The sequence below is a fragment of the Paenibacillus sp. FSL L8-0158 genome (assembly GCF_038592965.1).
GTDB lineage: Bacteria > Bacillota > Bacilli > Paenibacillales > Paenibacillaceae > Paenibacillus > Paenibacillus polymyxa_D.
The window spans coordinates 691340-707207 of sequence record NZ_CP151949.1 but is presented as its reverse complement, the minus strand read 5'-3'; the positions used below and the strand labels follow the sequence as shown (position 1 = coordinate 707207).

The following is a 15868-nucleotide window of genomic DNA, read 5'->3' as shown; positions in this document are numbered from 1 at the left end:
AGTGCTAGATAGCTCTAAAACAAAAACAGAAGTGTTTCGTGTGAGATCTGCCGTAATGATTGGATTTAAAAATAGTGTAGTTGATGATCATTTGCTCTGATCATCGAACGAATCTTTCCAGTTCATGTGTAAATACAACCTTTATAAGGAATACTTTAGGGACAACTTGTATCTTAGAATTGAATCGTTTGGAGGTGGTCATCTTGTGGTCTAAAATAATTTCTTATATTCCGAGCTGGAGTACACTCTTTCAAGCAGGCCTCGCGTTGATTATTCCTTTAGGGATTTATTATATAAACACCTCAATTTATTCGTTTGTCGGTAGTAAGGGAGCGAAATCCAAACATTCTTCCGGTCGGCCGCTCTCCGATGAAAATAACGAAGGGCACATTGATCAACAGAATAAACCATGCTCTAAAATTACAGGGAATTACGATTCCGATTTAAATTCGATCCGAGAGTCTATAGGCGGAAATAGTGATGTGCATTTTCGTGAGTTTATGTTGAAGAAATTTCATGCTCGGTCCGTATTAGTCTTCATAGAAGGTATGCAGGATGAAAAGCTTATGAGCAATCAGGTATTGGAGGTCTTGATGTTTGAGGGCCAGCAGGACCAACAGGAACAACCGGAAAGTATAAGTATCTCTTTTATAAAAGATAGCTTGATGCCACTTACGCAAATTAGTGAAGTTACCAGTATGGAGGAACTGTACGAGTTCATCCTTTTAGGTCATACCGCCTTATTAATTGAAGGAATGAAGGAAGCACTACTAGTGGGCTCGCCTAATGGCGCTATTCGCTCCGTCAATGAACCAACCTCTGAAGCATTACTTCGGGGTCCTAGAATCGGTTTTACGGAAGTATTAAGTGAAAATACTTCGATGCTTCGACGCCAGGGCTTAAATAAAAATCTGGAAATAAAGAAATTCCAGGTTGGAAGCCGAATCAAAAAGGATCTGGTTGTCGCGTACATCAAGGATATTGTGAATCCGGATCTTCTTGAAGAAGTAAAGCGCAGAATATCAAAAATAGACATGGATTTTTTGGCTGAATCCGGTTATGTGGAGCAACTCATTGAAGACAATTATTTAAGTCCGTTCCAGCAGGTTCACAACACAGAGCGACCCGACCGTGTCATTAATGCATTACTGGAAGGAAGAATAGCCATTCTTCTGGACGGGACTCCCTTTGCACTTATTGTCCCGGTGACCTTCAGTATGCTGCTTCAATCTCCCGAGGATTATTATGAACGCTGGATTCCAGGTTCACTTTTACGTTTGCTGCGATTTTTTGGAGCTTTCATAGCGCTGATGGGTCCTGCTTTATATATCTCTTTTATTTCGTTTCATCCCGGTTTGATTCCGACCAAGCTGGTCATTAGCATCATCCAGACCCGTCAAGGCGTCCCTTTCCCTTCCGTCATTGAAGTCATGATTCTGGAAATTTCGATCGAAATTCTGCGGGAAGCCGGTATCCGATTGCCCAAACCCATTGGTCCTGCGATGGGCATTGTAGGAGGCTTGGTCATCGGCGACGCTGCTGTAAATGCGGGCATTGTTAGCCCCTTCCTGGTGATTGTGGTTGCGGTTACTGCCATTTCTTCGTTTTCGATACCGACATACAGTGCGGGCATTACCTTGCGTCTTTTGCGTTTTGTTGGCATGCTCTTCGCAGCACTCCTGGGCATGCTCGGAACCATATTGTTCTTTCTGTTAATTTGTATCCATCTGACGAAGTTGAAAAGCTTTGGCGTACCGTATGTAACTCCCTTTTCTCCCATGCGACCAAGCGATTGGAAGGATATGTACATCCGGGCTCCTATATCTCTGATGAAACGAAGACCTGTTATGATGAAAACGCAGCAACGCAAACGTAGACCATGACGCCAAGACGAAGGAGGAGCTACTGTGTTTAGACGCTCTGATGACAAGATTACAACGAAGCAGGCGGCTGTATTTCTGACCAATACCGTATTGGGCGCAGGGATTTTGACACTGCCGAGAGGGGTTACTGAACAAGTACAGACTCCTGATGCATGGCTTTCTGTCCTCATCGGTGGAGGTATTGTCATATTCGTCGTCTGGGTCATGGTGAAATTAAGTCAACAGTTTCCCGGAAACACCATATATCAATACTCCAGAAGAATTGTAGGCACTGTTCCGGGAGGATTCTTAAGCGTGCTATTAATTATATACTTTATAATCATCGCCGGCTTTGAAATACGTGTGTTAGCTGAAGTGACCATGTTTTTTCTGCTCGAAGGCACACCCATCTGGGCGATTGTGATTCCATTTATCTGGGTAGGGAGTTATTTAGTTTTTGGAGGCATTAATCCCATCGCGCGACTGTACCAGATTGTACTTCCAATCAGTCTTTTCTTTCTGCTTTTTTGTTTTCTCTTTAGCTTAAGGATTTTTGAAATTGATCATCTTCGTCCCGTATTGAGTGAAGGGGTTTTACCCGTCATCAAGGGGCTGAAATCAACTATCCTTGTTTTCAGTGGATGTGAAGTCGTCATGACACTGGTCGCTTTTATGCAGCACCCCGAAAAAGCATTTAAGGCCATGGTAGTGGGCATCAGTATCCCTTTAGTTTTGTACTTTTTGACCGTAGTTATGGTGATCGGCGGGCTATCGATAGATTCCACTGTGACAAGTACCTGGCCTACCATTAATTTGATGCGCAGTTTTGAAATCCCCGGATTTCTTTTTGAACGGCTAGAGTTCCCATTGCTAGTGATCTGGATGATGCAAATGTTTTGTAATTTCTGCAGTTTTTTCTTCAATGCATCCTTAGGTGTTTCCCAGGTTTTTGGCCTTAAATATCGCTATGCGATTTTCGGCTTAATCCCGCTAATCTTTATCTCCACAATGACTCCTGTTCGTATGATGGAGGTGTTTAGCCTGGGCGATGCGATCGGATATATGGGAATCATATTATTTATTTTGATTCCGGTATTTCTCTCCATCGTGTTCATGATCAGGAAGAAGGGAATGAAGCAAAATGTGTAGACGACCTATCCTATCTGTACTGCTCGCCTTTATTCTTCTGGTGACTCAAGTCGGTTGTTGGAGCAGCAAAGAAGTAGAGGAACTTAGCATATATACAGGACTTTCTCTGGATCAGGGGGAGCTCACTCCATTGGAACAGGATCTGGAGAAGAAAGGCAGCCGTTACTTCAAGAAAAATAAAATTACGGCCAGCGTACAAATCGTCCCCAAAAAATCATCTGGAAGCCCAAACCAACAAGGCGGAGGAGGGGGACAAGAGCCAAACTATAACAACATAACTGGCACAGGAGATTCTTTGCTTGAAATCTTCCGCCAACTCTCTCTCCGTTTGGATCGCCCCGTTATTGGCCACCATCTAAAGGTCATGGTGGTTTCCACCGAACTGGCAAAACAACAGACGATGCAGCAATTGATGGATTTTGTGCTTCGTGATAATGATATTCGCCCGAGTTGTTTGGTCTTTTTAAGCAAGGGACGAGCAGCTAGTACTTTAGTTACCAAATATAAAGAAGAAGTCCCATCCATTCATATTCTGTATATGCTTCGTAACCATTTCAGAACCAGCAAGGTAATGAGGGGGGTCAATTTGTCTGAATTGGATGGGTTGATGCATTCCAAAAAAAGCTATATATTGCAAAACATCACTGAATCCGATGGAGAATTAGAATTTTCAGGTGCCGGCATTATTAAAGGAGATACCGGTCACTGGATCGGTACTTTGGGACAACAAGACGTGGAGAGTATTGGATGGATTACAGGTGATGTTAAGGGCGGAGCTGTCAAAACATACAACAAGCGAAATGAAGCCATAACTTACGAAATCAAATCAGTAAAAAGCAAAATAACAACGAAGGTGACCGAGGGCAACGATATCTCGTTTCACGTAAAAATTGAATCCAAAGGACGTTTAATCGAAAACTGGGATGATAAAGCCGACCCGACTGAGACACAAAACATGAAAGAGGCTGAGAAAGAGTTTGAAGAACAAGTGACTCGCAGGATTAAGTCTCTTATGCACAAATTACAATCAGAATATAAAGTCGATGTTGCCGGTTTTGGTGATCATTTGCATATTGAGGAGCCTCAGGTATGGAAAAAAGTAAAGGATAATTGGGATTACAAATTCAGCAAAACCCCCGTAACCTTTGATATAAAATTATCCATTACGGATTTAGGTTCATCTGCTGAATGAAAAAGTCGAATTGGCCTTATATAAAGGCCAATTCGACTTCAGATTCGCGGTTGTCTACTTAACCTTCCAACGCTGCAACGGTCGCTTCTGAATTTCCAGAAGCGGCTACACGCTTAATTCAAATTGATTTTAAATACATCCCCTGCATTGCCACCCAAAACGATCAAGCCACCTTTGGGCAGTACAACCGAATTGTTATTGCTAGCAGTTGAAAATTGTACAACCGCTCCGTTTTCATCATAGACTGCGAACCCTCCGCTTGTTGGAAAATCAACGGTCATCGTTTTATTGACTGAGTTTTTATCTATTTTATACCATGTGGCTTGGCCATTAGATGGTATGGTGTACACTGATTTTCCTCCCAAGATAGGTTTAACAGCATCTTCACTGATATAGGATTGTCCATCTATGGTTAAGTACTCCGAACCATCCTTGGTATAAAAATTCAGATCAAACGCATCTCTTCCACTCATAACAGGAATCTCAACGGCATTTACTGCTTTATTCTCATCCACAATTTTAGTACCACTTGCGTATCCATCATGATCAACGGATATTTTTTTCGTTATAAATGAGGGGGCCAGATAAAATATGGAAGATATCTTTTCATCCAAAGCATAATAATTTTTCCCGTTTCTGTTTTCCCATGCCTTTTTAACTGTGGGATTTACAGGATTGGCATCTAGCTTTTGATATTCATAAGTCACCATAACCATTTGACCTAATCCCGGAAAGTTTAAATATAGGTTAGCCTTAATATACGTTTTCCCGTTTTTTTGTTTGTCAAAGCTTACGGCTACACTACCATCACTGCTTTTGAATTGTCCATCACCTGTATACACATATTTTTGCGCCGGGACGAATCCATCCAAAAAAGCAGGTAAATCAAACTCACCGTTTTTAATCTCTACATTGATGGTTGTACCCACAGAACCGTATAATCCCGAATAAGAAAGTAAATCAGATGGCATTTCCACTTTTACAGGAGCCTCAAATGTTTTATCCGGTATGATGTCTTTAATGATGCCCTTATCTTTTAAAACTTCCAATAAAACGTTAGAAGCAAAAATACTATCTAAGATGGAAGACCCTCCAGATGAAAGCACAGCCATAGAAATTTGATGCTCTGGTATGGTGATCAAAGTAGAGTGATACAAAACAGTATCCCCACCCTTGGATAACGCAGTTATTCCGTAATCACTAAACGGTGCCAACTGAACCGCATCCCAACCAAGTCCATAATTAAAGCTGTTTGTCTCTTCAGGTACCCATATTCCTTTTCGATATTCATGACTTTGCATGGACTTCGCCGATTGTGCAGATAGAATATCGGGTCTGTTCCCCGTTAACACTTCTGAAAACATAGCCACCTCTTCTGCCGTGGAGTATAAGCCCCCTGTCCCGATGACATTGGCATTTTCAACCGGTAAGGCCCCCTCAATCGCAGGAAAATAAGTTTTGGACAGCTTTTGTCTATCAAATTGATCGAGAGGTGTTTTGGTAGATTTTAAACCCAAAGGGGTACTCATATGCTTTGCCAGGAAATCGGTGTAACTTAGACCGCTCACCCGCTCAACCAATATTTCAAGCAATTGAAATCCATCATTGGTATATACGGAATATTCGCCAGGGTTTGATTTTAAAGTTTCTGATTGCAACCTTAGCAAGAGCTCATCATGATTTTCTGTATCATTGTCATTAAATAACATACTATTTTTATAGTGAGCACCATAAAGACCTGATGAATGATTTAACAGCATACGCGGTGTAATTTGTTTGTATCTTTCATCAGACATTTTAAAGTCCTTAATGTATGTTGTTAGCGGCTGATCAATATCTACCTTATGGGCATCCACCAGCATCATCGTTGCAGCAGATACATACATTTTGCTTGTAGAGCCTATACCGAACATCGTATCTTTGGTGATCGGCTCGTTGGTTGCTTTATTCTTTACACCTACACTATCCGATAATACGATGTTTCCATGGTCCATAATGGCATACTGCACACCGCTAGCACCGTATTTGGATACCAGCTCCGAGGCCAGACTGCGAGCCTTTTCCTTGATGGGTTCAGCAGTGCCTTGAGCAAAAGTATTCGTCATCGGCAGTACAAAAAGCATAGCAGAAACGAACACAGCTATTATTTTCTTCATTCCATATTTCCTCCTCTTATAGCTTCACCAGATTTTATTAATGACCTGATCATACAATGAACGAGGATTCTATATAAAAAAACACCCTTAAACGAAAAAAACAATCCCTAAACAACATGATGTCTAAGGAATGTCCTTATAAAATGGCAATAAGACCATATTATTGAATACTTTATTTTTCGTTTCAATGGTCATATTCCCACCATATTTGTCACATATTCTAGATATATTGGTTAAGCCAATGCCATGAACATCCGGGTTTGATTTTTGACTATGCAAATGAGCCACTTCATTCTCCACATGATTAAGGATGTGAATGAAAAGCGCGGACTCATTGGAATGTATTTTAATAAGAATGTACCTGTCATCCGCAATCTTGACCTTTTTAGATGCTTCTATGGCATTATCCAGCATATTCCCTAGAACTACACATAAATCATAACGTTCAATATTTACTTTCTGTGAATATAAGTTAAGTTGGGTATCTACCTTTATGCCATTGGCTTGTCCAATATTAAGACTATTCGTGACAAGGGCATCTATAACCAGATTACCGGTATTAACCCTTTGATATGCTCCTTCGATTTTATTTAAGGTAACCTTAATATGTTCACTCGCCTCAGCCAATTCATTTCTCTTGATACATTCTTCAATATACAAAAACTGTTGGTGTGTATCATGAATGATTCTTTTTATATTTTTGAAGCTGTGAACCGTTTTTTCATAATTGGCATCTTGGTAGTCCATCTGATCTTGTAATTGAGCATTTTCATGCATTAATTGAAATTTTTCAATGACATTATCAAAAATATATATGATAAAAACATTTAAGGAAATAAAGCCAATAATAGAACCAAAATAATACATATTCTTTTCACTATAAACAGATAAAACATTGACCTGGTATAAACTTATGATGGGAACGATTAAAAATAAAATATAGTAACGATGCTGCAAAGGGAAGGTTCTTCGTTTGGCAAATAGCCGTATAATCTGAATGACAGCAAACATGATAATGCAGCTGAGTAACATAACCTTAGAGAATATCAAGTGATCTTGTTCACTCAAATGGCTAAAGTTGCTAATTTCAACGGAGCCTACAGCATATAAAATATAAAGAGATATAAAATTAACGATAGTTATCAATACAGCATAAAGGATAGAAAAAATGATCTTTGTCTTTATTTCCACTGTATACGATTGCGCTAAACTAAATATGACAAGTAATGCTAAAATCGAAGATATCGTAGGAGCCAAATAAACACTTAAATATAAGGAATCCAGCAACCCAAAAATAATGAAGTACACGAATCTGTTCGGCTTTCGATTGGACTTATCAAAAACCGAGTTAAAGTAAAAATTCACTTGGAAGCACATAACAAGGACAACGCAAAGATTAAGAAGCAGGGAGTTATATTCCATCATATTAATGCATCTTCATGATCATAAATTTGGTATATAGATCTTTAACTTCTTTTATTTTAGAACGCCCAATAGGTAACTTCGCATCATTTGACATCAAAACATCACCGCCAGCAAATTTTTTCACATGAATTAAGTTTATAATAATCGAACGATGAATTTGTAGAAAATTATGTTCTTTTAATGCTGAAGCATAGTCCGAAAGAATCCCTTTGCTATCATAGGTTTGAGTAGAGGTTACAAAATGCAGTTTATTTTTTATGGTTAAGCTTTTGACCACTTCAATACTAATGATATCATCATATTTTAAAAGCACTTCCTCATAAGCTGACTTGATGATAACGAATTTTTTATCGAGAGATTGAAAATATTGACACAGCTTTATCATTTTTTCCTCAAAGATATGGGGAGCAATCGGTTTTATTAAATACTGAAATGTGACTACGTCAAAACTTTCCACCATATATTCAGGGTAGCTCGTTAAAAAAACAATCTGTTCATCCAGGTGATTTAAACTCCTTATTTTTTGGGCGGTTTGGATTCCGTTCATGCCATTCATTTCAACATCCAATATTAAGATATGGAATGGAGACTCATGGTTTTGATAATGAGATACTAGCTGTTCTCCTGAGTCGAATAATTCAACTTTAAATTCTATACTGGTCTTTATCGACAAAGTAATCAGCATATTTTTAACAAGTTCTCTCTGCTTGTGCTCATCATCGCAAATAGCCACTCTATACATAAATAACATACACCTCATTCCCATTGCATTGATCATGGAATTGTATTCTAAACAGTATATAACCTTTTAGTATTCTATAAACAGCTTTTGGATAAAACGCAAATTCAAATCCCTCAAATGCCAGTATACAAGCTGCTCAGCAGTTGCATCCAAGGTAAAAAAGAAACCCTCGTCTTAAAAGACGGGGTCTATATTATTGATCGTTATTCAAAAAATCTGCTCTCTTGTCTCCACTGTGGGAACGTCTGGCAAAGTCGACAAATTGGAATTTGTCCAGCCGATGCCTTGATTCAGTATACTGGAACAATGTGGTGTCCTCCAGATAAACATAGTTACGTACTACAACCACATGAGTGTAATTCTGAAGGTCCATCAGCCTATGATCTTCTTCGTCTGCATTTTCTACGGAAACGACTTTTTTGGCATAACTGATTTGAAGATGGAGCTCTCCCTCCAAATATTCGTAGATGGATCCACGACTAATTTCCTCAGTAAGCACAGGTACAATGTCTGATCGAAAGTAATCTTTGTCCAGTATGACGCATTCACCTTCAATTTCACGTGCACGAACGACTTTCCAGACCAAATACTTGTCTTTATCAATCTCAAGATGATTAGCTATGTCATCTGGAACTGGAAGTAGTTGATTTTCATGTACAACTGTTCGTGATGTACGCCCAATCCGTTCGGACATTTCCTTGAAACTGACCAGTCCTCCTATAGGAAAATCCATCCGCCCCATATCCAGAACAAAAGATCCTTTAGCTTTTATTTTATGGATATACCCATTTTGTGCAAGCAAATGGAGTGCCTTACGTACGGTTTCGCGAGAAGTGTTATACTCCCGGGCCAGTTCATTTTCAGATGGCATTTTCGTGCCTGGAGCCAATTCGCCTGTCTGGATCTGTCCCGAATAATCCTGATAAATTTGCAAAAATATATTCTTTGTCAATTTTCATCACCACGTTCATTGTAGCATTCTTTCACTTCCCTGTTCACTATAATAGACTGTGCGAATTGAATCTGAATTAATTCCTATGACCTGATGAAGAATTCAAATGAATTCTCATTAAGGTATACTGCAAATCGTCTGCCTCACCTGGCAGTTCTTCAACCGATTCAATCATACTCTGACCATCCGGGACAATGACTGGTGTAATGATGGGATATCCGGATTTCTGAATCAGATCACGGTCAAATTCCATCAATAGTTGTCCTTGCTTCACAGTTTGATCTGTCTCCACATGTATGGTGAATCCCTCACCCTTCAGTGACACCGTATTGATCCCCACATGTACCAGAATCTGTACACCTGTCGGATGCTCCAAAATCAAGGCATGCTTGCTTTTCATCATGATATGAATAACTTTTCCGCTGAAAGGGGCAAGAATCTTGCCATCCTTCGGTTCCACTGCGATACCGTGCCCCATCTGCCGTTCGGCAAAAGCCGGATCAGGAACCTGCTCCAATGGCACAACATGTCCCAGTACCGGAGTCTTTACTTCAAGCACATCCAGTGCAGAATTCTGGCGACCCGAATCTTTCCGTACAGAGTCGTTAGCTGGTGTAGCTGGAGTCTGACGGCGCTTATTTAGCAGTTTCCCATACATAAAGGTTAAAGTGAACGGTACAATCAATACGATCGCCATCCCAATGAAGAATACACCCCAGTTGTTTGGGAAAATAGACAAGAAGCCTGGAAGCCCTCCCACACCAATGGAAGAAGCCATCACATGATTTACGGTGAGCAGTATACCTGCGATACCGGACCCGATCATTCCAAATACGAATGGATATTTATATCGGATATTCACCCCGAATATGGCAGGCTCGGTTACACCCAGAAAAGCAGACACAGAAGAGGTAAGAGCCAACCCTTTTCCCTTTTGCTCCTTCAATACCAGCATCATTGCCAATGCTCCGGCACCCTGAGCGATATTGGACAGCGCCAGCATCGGCCAGAGGAACGTTCCACCCTGCGTACCAATTAATTGAACATCCACCGCCAGGAAAGTATGGTGCATTCCCGTAATCACGAGCAAGGAGTACAAGCCTCCATAGATCAAGCCTCCCACCGCAGGAGCCCAATCGAAAACGTATACAAGACCAGACGTAATAGCATTACCAATCATAAAAGTAACCGGACCGATCACTGTAAAAGCCAGAAATCCCGTTATTAATAATGTAATCGGTGCCACGAGTAACAGCTTAAATGAATCCGCTATCTTTTTATTTAGGAATTTTTCAAGTTGTGCAAGTACGTAAGCGGATACTAAAACAGGTAAAACCTGTCCTTGATAACCAATCTTGTTCACTTCCCACCCAAACAAATTCCAAACCGGAACGGTTCCTTTGGTAACGGCATCCGCATAACCGTATGCACTTAATAGATCTGGATGAACCAGAATCAGACCCAGTACAATCCCGAGTAGAGGACTGCCGCCAAACCGGACAACGGCTGACCATCCAATTAAGGCAGGTAGAAATGCAAAAGCGGTGCTGGCAATGGTGTTAATGATAGCAGCAAAGTCAGTCCATTGAGGATAGACCTGAACCAGAGCCATACCTTCGAAGAAAATTCCCTTGCCTGTCAAAATATTATTTATTCCAAGCAATAAACCTGCGGTCACGATTGCGGGCAAGATGGGGATAAAAATATCTGCCAGCGTCTTGATGGCACGTTGAATAGGATTTTGTTTTTTGCTTGCTGCATTTTTGACATCGTCTTTGGAAGCCCGACTACCTCCTGTAATGGAGATCATTTCGTTATATACCTTATCCACCAGGCCCGGACCAATCACGACCTGATACTGTCCTTGTGAAGAAAATTGGCCTTTGACCAAATCATTTTGTTCGAGTGCATCTTTATCAACCAGCTTATCATCATAAAGGGCAAATCGCAGACGAGTTACGCAATGCGTAGAGGCCTCTATGTTGTCTTTGCCACCAACGGCTTTTATAATGTCTTCTACCTGTGATCTTTCAATCGCCATCTAGCCCACTCCCTTAACGTTTGCTCTTTTTTTAGCAGCAACCCCGGTTATAAAAATAATATCCCCGGGGTACTACTAGTTATCTCCATACTATTCACTAAGACTACGGACAATCCACATATATGAAGCATATGGGGTCAAAGTGATCTCTTGTTTTAGCTCCGGGGCGTGCTGGGTATTACCAATTAAAAGCTCAGCCGCACCCAACGCTTGATTGTTTAATGATGAATACAATGAATCCGGTATACGGAATTGCGTATCCTGTCCGCTAAAATTAGAGATGACGATCAAAGTCTCCTCTTCATTGCTGCGTTGATAGGCGTAGACCTGAGGATGAGCTTCGTCCAAACGTTGATAACTCCCATCGGTAAGGACCTGCACCGTCTTACGCAGATGAATCAGCTTACGGTAATGGTGGTAAATAGAATTCGGGTCCTCTAACTGAGCCTGAACATTAATCTGTGGATATCGTTCATCTACCTTAATCCAAGGCGTGCCTGTAGTGAAGCCCGCATTGCGAGTGTTATCCCACTGCATCGGTGTCCTCGAATTATCTCGAGACCGCTCTCGAATGATATTCAATGCTTCTTCTGCACTTTTGCCTTGTTCCTGTAAAATACGATACATATTCAGAGATTCAACATCCCGAAACTCTTCAATATCTGCCCACTGCGGGTTGGCCATCCCAATCTCTTCACCTTGAAATATATAGGGCGTTCCTTGAAGACCATGTAACGTGGTTGCCAGCAGCTTGGCGCTTTCCGCATGGTATTCGCCATCATCCAAAAAGCGAGAGACCGCCCTTGGCTGATCATGATTGTTAAAAAACAATGCACTCCAGCCGCCCCCCTGTTGCATGCCCGTTTGCCAATCCGAGAATAGTTTCTTCAACATTTCAAAATCATATGGCATCAATTCCCACTTTTGTCCATTTGGGTAATCCACCTTCAAATGATGAAAATTAAAGGTCATGGACAATTCTTTTCTCTCTGGATTGGAATAACGGATACAGTGATCCAGTGAGGTGGAGGACATCTCCCCTACAGTAACACTGTTATACGTTGAGAATACTTTCTCATGTAATTCATGAAGGTATTCATGCACACTTGGGCCGTCCGTATAATACTTACGCCCGTCCCCAGGAGCCGTGCTTCCATCGTCGTCCGAGAATTGCTGATCTTTGGAAATCAAATTAATGACATCAAGTCGGAAGCCACTAACTCCCTTCTCTGCCCAAAATTCCAGCACATTAACAACTTCCTGACGGACTTTGGGATTTTCCCAGTTTAAATCCGCCTGCGTCTTATCAAATAGTGTCAGGAAATATTGGCCTGTTGCCTCGTCATATTGCCAAGCTGGTCCACCAAACTTGGAAATCCAGTTGTTCGGAGGTCCACCATCGGGTGCTGGATCACGCCAGATATAGTAGTCCCTATACTCACTATCCTTGGAAAGCCGTGCTTCCTGAAACCAGGCATGTGCTGTGGAAGAATGGTTAACTACGATGTCGATCATTAAGTACATCCCACGCGTCCGGATTCCCTCGCTTAATTCTTCAAAATCCTGCATTGTTCCATAATCGGGATTAATCCGACAATAATCGGCTACATCATACCCGTTATCACGTTGTGGTGAGACATATACAGGCTGCAACCAGACAATATCGACACCCAGTTTTTGCAAATAATCCAGCTTTTGTGTCAGTCCTCTTATATCACCGGTTCCTTTGCCCGTCGTATCGTTAAAACTTTTGGGATAAACCTGATAGACTACTGATTTGCGCCACCAGTCCTTATCTTGAGGAATCAAAGTCCTATTCGTTACTTCCATTCATGCTCATTCCTTTCTTGCGAAATGAAGTAGCGTAAAAAATAATATAACGCTTTCAACATCTTGTATATACAAGATTAAGTCATGTATATACAAGTTGTCAACAGCTTTATTTATTAAGGTAATACCCGTTTTGCAGCTAAATGATCAGGAGACTCATCCATTCTGTCCGATTGTATGTTATGACTCGTAAAATAAGCTCCATTCACACGAAAAAAAGGCTCCTGCCTATAGTCAGGAACCTCTCTTTTCTATGATGGATATGGTATTCATTTACATCCATATCGATAGTGCACTATAAAGGAGCAATAAGGACATTATGATATTGAAGGAGCGCTCATACTTGTTCAAGAAACGCTGAAACATAGCCCCAAATACCGCCCAGCATACTACAGCTACAAAACCAATACAGGTCAGGAGTAATGAAATCGTAATAAGCTCTATATACGATACATCATAAGGCATAACAAACGTTGAAATGACCGTAATACCATACAAAATGACTTTTAAATTGATAAATTGCAGCAGCAATCCTGATTTGAAGGAATATCCTTCATTGTGATCATTATTTTTAGAAGAAGGTTTGCTCTTCGCTATTTTTACCGCCAGATAAAGCATGTACAGACTACCGAGTGCATTCATCCAGATTTTAACCCGTGGCAAAAAATGATACAAAGCAAGATTAAAATAGCAGGCTAACAGCATAATAGCGAAACAGCCCGCTGTTACTCCCAGCAAGAATGGGAATGCTTTTTTCAAACCTAACCGCCTGGCACTGTCTAATGACATAATATTGTTGGGTCCGGGCGTAAAGCTGGTAACAATCGCATAAGAAAGAAACGGAATAACCGGCATGCAACAATCAACTCCAGTATGTTATAATTGAATAAAATGTGCGTTAAAACGTACGTTTGTACTTTATGATTGTACAACATGTTCTTTATAAAGCACAATAGGGGCGAATAATTATGGAGAATATTAATCTCATTTTAAGTAAAAATTTGAAACATCTGAGAAATGAACGAAAATTAAGTTTAGATAAATTAGCTGATCTGACGGGAATCAGTAAAACGATGCTTGGTCAAATTGAGCGGGGAGAATCTAATCCCTCGATTACAACCGTATGGAAAATTGCGAACGGCTTGAAAATCTCTTTCACTGCTCTGATTAATGAACCACCTGCAGATGCAGTAGTCGTTCCGAAAAGCAAAGTACAAGTGCTTGAAGAAAATAATCACTATCGGTTGTATCCGTTTTTCCCCTATGAAGGAAATAGAAATTTTGAGGTTTACACCGTAGAGATTGAAGCAGGCGGGGAACTAAGTTCAGCGCCACACCGTGAAGGTACAGAAGAATTTATTACGGTATTTGAGGGTGAAATGGTGGTAAAAGTCAGCGAAGAAAGGTACACAGTTAAAGCTGGAGATTCAATCCGGTTTAAAGCAGACCGCCCACACATTTACTATAATCTAGGAGAGACACTAGTTCGGATGAATATGATTATTTATTACCCTGTATAGTTTCAATCTTGAAGACCATAAGCATACTAGTCTTTAAATCAAATGATCCTATTAAAATAAAGAGCTATTTTAATAGGATCATCGGAACAAATATTAAATGATTAGCCAGTATGCTGTTTAGGAGATTTCAATTTGCTTAATTATTCGTGCTGGATTTCCAGCTACAACCACATGATCTGGAACATCCTTGGTTACTACTGCTCCTGCTGCCACTACGACATTATTACCTATCGTAACACCGGGATTAATAATGGCTCTACCGCCGAGCCATACATTGTTGCCAATCGTTACTGGTTTTCCATACTCTGGTCCAGCGATTCTTTCAAACGGATCAATAGGGTGAGTCGCTGTGTAAATATGAACTCCCGGAGCCAGGAAACAATTATCTCCAATGCGCACTTCGCAAACATCCAAAATGGTACAGTCAAAGTTGGCATAGAAGTTATTTCCAACATGGATGTTGTATCCGTAGTCACAACGTATGTTGGGTTCCATGCCTATATTTTCACCAGTTGACCCGAAAAGCTCCTTAAGCAACTTTTCACGGTACTCACTATCCGTCTCTGTCGTCTGATTAAAGAGACGTACACATCTTCTCGCATACTCTCTTTCTTGCGTTAATTGAGGATCAGCAGCTACATACAGTTCCCCATCCATCATCTTTTGTTTTTCCGTTTTCATAGTCATGGGCCAATCCCCTTTATATTTTAATCTGATTTCTTTTCTTTCATCCCAATGGGTTGGGCCGCACCTGATATCAAACCAGCAACCATAACGTCAACATGTCCACCTAAAAACCCTAATCCTGGACCACAGAAACTCGGCATTTACTTATCTCCCTATCACCACTTTCTATTAATCTTTTAATAAGTTATATTATAATTAGTCATTCTATTCGTATCCAAACTATTTGTCAAAAAGAGAACTATAGTCATAGATCGCTATTGATCGTCAATTGTAAAATTTTTAAAAAAGGCCTGAGCAGGTAGAGCATGAGCA

General features: G+C 40.6%; 12 protein-coding genes. 4 read left to right on the top strand and 8 right to left on the bottom strand.

Translation table 11 applies throughout. The features are described from left to right. The first annotated feature begins 203 nt into the window (after positions 1-203). Genes NSQ68_RS03155 through NSQ68_RS03145 form a run of 3 tightly spaced genes read left to right on the top strand, consistent with a single transcriptional unit; the run spans position 204 to position 4203 of the window. Positions 204-1883 carry a spore germination protein gene (locus tag NSQ68_RS03155; protein WP_342427941.1) on the top strand — a complete coding sequence of 560 codons (1680 nt, stop codon included), beginning with the start codon at positions 204-206 and terminating at the stop codon, positions 1881-1883. A gap of 24 nt (positions 1884-1907) precedes the next feature. After that, positions 1908-3011: a GerAB/ArcD/ProY family transporter gene (locus NSQ68_RS03150; RefSeq protein WP_342427940.1), complete on the top strand. Its 1104-nt coding sequence runs from the start codon at positions 1908-1910 to the stop codon at positions 3009-3011. Continuing rightward, positions 3004-4203, top strand: a complete 1200-nt coding sequence (locus NSQ68_RS03145; RefSeq protein ID WP_342427939.1) for a Ger(x)C family spore germination protein — start codon at positions 3004-3006, stop codon at positions 4201-4203. The genes NSQ68_RS03150 and NSQ68_RS03145 overlap by 8 nt, the downstream gene beginning before the upstream one ends. 113 nt (positions 4204-4316) lie before the next feature. On the opposite strand, the gene NSQ68_RS03140 is transcribed toward NSQ68_RS03145, so the two are convergent. The 7 genes from NSQ68_RS03140 to NSQ68_RS03110 form a co-directional block, all read right to left on the bottom strand. Then, entirely contained in the window at positions 4317-6359 is a 2043-nt protein-coding gene (locus NSQ68_RS03140; RefSeq protein ID WP_342427938.1) for a serine hydrolase domain-containing protein, read from the bottom strand. A gap of 123 nt (positions 6360-6482) precedes the next feature. Further along, positions 6483-7784, bottom strand: a complete 1302-nt coding sequence (locus NSQ68_RS03135) for an ATP-binding protein (RefSeq protein ID WP_029515886.1) — start codon at positions 7782-7784, stop codon at positions 6483-6485. 1 nt (position 7785) lies between these two features. Beyond that, positions 7786-8526, bottom strand: a complete 741-nt coding sequence (locus tag NSQ68_RS03130; protein ID WP_307352282.1) for a LytTR family DNA-binding domain-containing protein — start codon at positions 8524-8526, stop codon at positions 7786-7788. A 193-nt stretch (positions 8527-8719) separates the two neighbouring features. Then, positions 8720-9478 carry a trehalose operon repressor gene (gene treR / locus NSQ68_RS03125; protein ID WP_342427937.1) on the bottom strand — a complete coding sequence of 253 codons (759 nt, stop codon included), beginning with the start codon at positions 9476-9478 and terminating at the stop codon, positions 8720-8722. 76 nt (positions 9479-9554) lie between these two features. Beyond that, on the bottom strand, positions 9555-11519 hold the full coding sequence (gene treP, locus NSQ68_RS03120) for a PTS system trehalose-specific EIIBC component (RefSeq protein ID WP_342427936.1): 1965 nt from the start codon (positions 11517-11519) through the stop codon (positions 9555-9557). Positions 11520-11609: 90 nt separating this feature from the next. Continuing rightward, complete coding sequence (gene treC / locus NSQ68_RS03115) at positions 11610-13349, bottom strand: alpha,alpha-phosphotrehalase (RefSeq protein ID WP_342427935.1); 1740 nt, start codon at positions 13347-13349, stop codon at positions 11610-11612. A gap of 273 nt (positions 13350-13622) precedes the next feature. Then, positions 13623-14204 carry a LysE family transporter gene (locus tag NSQ68_RS03110; protein WP_342427934.1) on the bottom strand — a complete coding sequence of 194 codons (582 nt, stop codon included), beginning with the start codon at positions 14202-14204 and terminating at the stop codon, positions 13623-13625. A 113-nt stretch (positions 14205-14317) separates the two neighbouring features. On the opposite strand from NSQ68_RS03110, the gene NSQ68_RS03105 reads away from it, so the two are divergent. Further along, on the top strand, positions 14318-14869 hold the full coding sequence (locus NSQ68_RS03105) for an XRE family transcriptional regulator (RefSeq protein WP_342427933.1): 552 nt from the start codon (positions 14318-14320) through the stop codon (positions 14867-14869). Positions 14870-14986: 117 nt separating this feature from the next. Here the strand turns inward: NSQ68_RS03105 and NSQ68_RS03100 are convergent, their stop codons facing one another. Next, positions 14987-15556, bottom strand: coding sequence for a maltose acetyltransferase domain-containing protein (locus tag NSQ68_RS03100; protein ID WP_342427932.1), 570 nt, complete (start codon positions 15554-15556; stop codon positions 14987-14989). Positions 15557-15868: the final 312 nt, after the last annotated feature.